Consider the following 259-nt stretch of genomic DNA (forward strand, 5'->3'; position numbering starts at 1 on the left):
TCATCACCACCATACTAAGCAGTTCCCAATTGACGATGGCCGCACCGGGTTACAGCAGTGCTGGCAGCGTGATCGGTGATGACGTCCTGTACAGCATCGGCGGAGGAAATGCGGTCTCTATGGGACGTGCCGGTAACATGCAAAGCATCGGGGTGGGCATTGGCTGGAACAGCAACTTGATGTGCGGAAATATGGACCTGTCGACCACACTGCATAACCAACTCAACGGACTGACAGGCGGCTTCCAGAGCATTATGGG

At 55.2% G+C, this 259-nt stretch carries 1 protein-coding gene; it reads left to right on the forward strand.

Going from position 1 to position 259, the window contains the following annotated elements; genetic code table 11:
* Positions 1-29: 29 nt before the first annotated feature.
* On the forward strand, positions 30-259 hold a 230-nt coding region (locus SB717_RS37310; RefSeq protein WP_486360810.1), incomplete at its 3' end, for a hypothetical protein.

This window comes from Priestia sp. SIMBA_032 (assembly GCF_046535215.1).
Lineage (GTDB): Bacteria > Bacillota > Bacilli > Bacillales > Bacillaceae_H > Priestia > Priestia aryabhattai.